Origin of the sequence: Burkholderia sp. Ac-20392, from assembly GCF_017104585.1 — a bacterium.
Classification (GTDB): domain Bacteria; phylum Pseudomonadota; class Gammaproteobacteria; order Burkholderiales; family Burkholderiaceae; genus Burkholderia; species Burkholderia lata.
Map to the genome: position 1 here is coordinate 1 of NZ_JAAGPB010000858.1, position 2,114 is coordinate 2,114.

The 2,114-nt window shown below is 70.0% G+C and carries 2 protein-coding genes and 1 pseudogene; 2 read left to right on the forward strand and 1 reads right to left on the reverse strand.

The genetic code is table 11. The annotated features are described in order from the left end of the window. Positions 1-85 precede the first annotated feature (85 nt). Complete coding sequence (locus G3N99_RS39015) at positions 86-724, forward strand: 2-hydroxychromene-2-carboxylate isomerase (RefSeq protein WP_206125062.1); 639 nt, start codon at positions 86-88, stop codon at positions 722-724. Between the two features lie 40 nt (positions 725-764). Here the strand turns inward: G3N99_RS39015 and G3N99_RS39020 are convergent, their stop codons facing one another. Next, positions 765-1,748 (reverse strand): LysR family transcriptional regulator, encoded by a 984-nt coding sequence (locus G3N99_RS39020; RefSeq protein WP_206125061.1) that lies wholly within the window; start codon positions 1,746-1,748, stop codon positions 765-767. A gap of 101 nt (positions 1,749-1,849) precedes the next feature. On the opposite strand from G3N99_RS39020, the pseudogene G3N99_RS39025 reads away from it, so the two are divergent. Next, positions 1,850-2,114: pseudogene (locus G3N99_RS39025) on the forward strand (MFS transporter); the annotation flags it as partial.

Sequence of the window (2,114 nt, forward strand, 5' to 3'; positions counted from 1 at the left end):
TTGGCCGCCGATGCACGCATCGCGCGCCGCCCGCGGGCGTGCCGTGCGTGCCACCGCCAACCGGACACGCTTGAGGGCAGCCACCATGAACGCCGCGCGCACCGCCACCTGGTATTTCGATTTCGTTTCGCCGTTCGCCTATCTGCAGCAAGAACAATTCGACCGGTTGCCGGCCGCCGCCGCATTCGAGCCGCGGCCCATCGTGCTCGGCGCACTGCTCGCACACTGGGGCCAGAAAGCACCAGCCGAGATCGCGGCGAAGCGCGTCTTCACCTATCGCCACGCGCAATATCGCGCGGACAAGCTCGGGATTGCGTTCCGGATGCCGCCCGCGCACCCGTTCAATCCGATCAAGCCGCTACGCCTCGCGATCGCGATGGGCAATTCGCCCGACGCGATCCGGCGGATCTTCCGGCACATCTGGCGCGACGGCCAGGACGTGTCGACGCCGGAAGGCTTCGCCGCGCTGTGCGAAGCGGTCGGCTTTCCGGAAGGCGTGACGGCCGTCGACGCGCAGCCGGTGAAGGACGCATTGCGTGCGAACACCGACGATGCGATCGCCCGCAGCGTATTCGGCGTGCCGACCTTCGAACTCGACGGCGACCTGTTCTGGGGCGAGGATGCGACCGACATGTTCGCCGACTGCGCGACGTCGCGCGCGTGGCTCGATTCGCCCGAGGTGCGCCGCATCAGCGCGCTGCCCGAAGGGATCCGGCGCGGCTGAAGCCGCTACCCTCCGCTCGCGGCACATCCCGTATTCCGCGTCAGGCGTCGCGCCCTTCGACCAGCCCCGGCACGGCCTCGCGCATCATCGCGGCGAACCGCACGAGCCGCGACGGATAGAACTGCGCATGCGGATAGGTCAGGTAGACGGGCAGCGGCGCGGCTTGCCACTCGGGCGCAAGATGAACGAGCTCGCCGCGCGCGAGGTGGTCGGCCAGCATCCATGACGAGCCGACGCACGCCCCCACCCCCAGCAGCGCCGCACTGCGCAACGCGTACAGGTTCGCGGTCGTGATGCGCGGGCGGATCGCGATGCGCCGCGTCTCGCCCGTGACCGAATGCGTGAGCGCCAGCTCGGTGCGGTAGTACGTGCGCAGCGCGAGCCACGGCAACGCGGCCAGCGCGTCGGGATCGGCCGGCACCTCGGCGCCGTTCAGCACGGACGGCGCGGCAACCACGAAGCGCGGCACCTTCGAGAGCCGGATCGCGACCACGGCCGGATCGGTCGGCTCGCCCACCTGGATCGCGCAATCGATGCCGCTGCCGACGAAATCCCGCACCTCGTCCTGCAGCAGCCACTCCACCGACACGCGCGGATAGTCGCGCAGGAACCGCGCGAGCGGCTCGACGAAACGCTCCTGGCCGAACGCGTGCGGCACCGCGACCCGCAGCAGCCCGTCAGGCTCCTCCTGTGCGCCGCGCAGATCGGCCTCGAACGCCGCCCAGTTCGCCAGCAACTCCTTCGCGCGCTTGAAGCAGCGCTCGCCGTCGACGGTCAGCCGCATCGTATGCGTCGTCCGCTGCAGCAGGCGCATGCCGAGCGAACGTTCGAGCGCCTGCAGCCGCCGGCTGATCGTCGGCTGCGTCGTATGCAGTTGCGCGGCCGCGGCCGACAGGCTGCCGGCCTCGACTATGCGTACGAAGGTTTCCATCAGCTCGAAACGATAGCCGGCGCCGTCCACAGGCACGGCCTGAATGCGCGGAGACCCGCCAGCAGCGGGAGAGAGTCGAGATTTTTCAGTCATGCGTGGAGCGTATAACAAATCTGCGCAGGGCGGCACTACCGTGGCCGGTCGCGTGCCGCCACACTCGCGTCCATTCCTTCACCCCATCCAGGAAGTACGCGATGTCCACCCCGTCCCGTCTCGATGCCGCGCCCCGCGCAGCCCACGCCCCGGCCCATCCGGCCGCCCATTCGATGCCCGATCGCCGGCTCGTGCTGCTGCTCGCGGCCGCTGCCGGTCTCGGGGTCGCGCCGCTCTACTACTCACAGCCGATGCTGGGCGCGCTCGGGCCCGATCTCGGCGCGTCGGCACGTGCGATCGGCTTCGTGCCGACGCTCACGCAGCTCGGCTATGCGCTCGGCATCCTGCTGCTCGCGCCGCTCGGCG

Bases quoted from the DNA above. Each gene is read 5' to 3' on its own strand.
- G3N99_RS39015 (WP_206125062.1), top strand. From the start codon at position 86: ATGAACGCCGCGCGCACCGCCACCTGGTATTTCGATTTCGTTTCGCCG.
- G3N99_RS39020 (WP_206125061.1), bottom strand. From the start codon at position 1,748: ATGACTGAAAAATCTCGACTCTCTCCCGCTGCTGGCGGGTCTCCGCGC.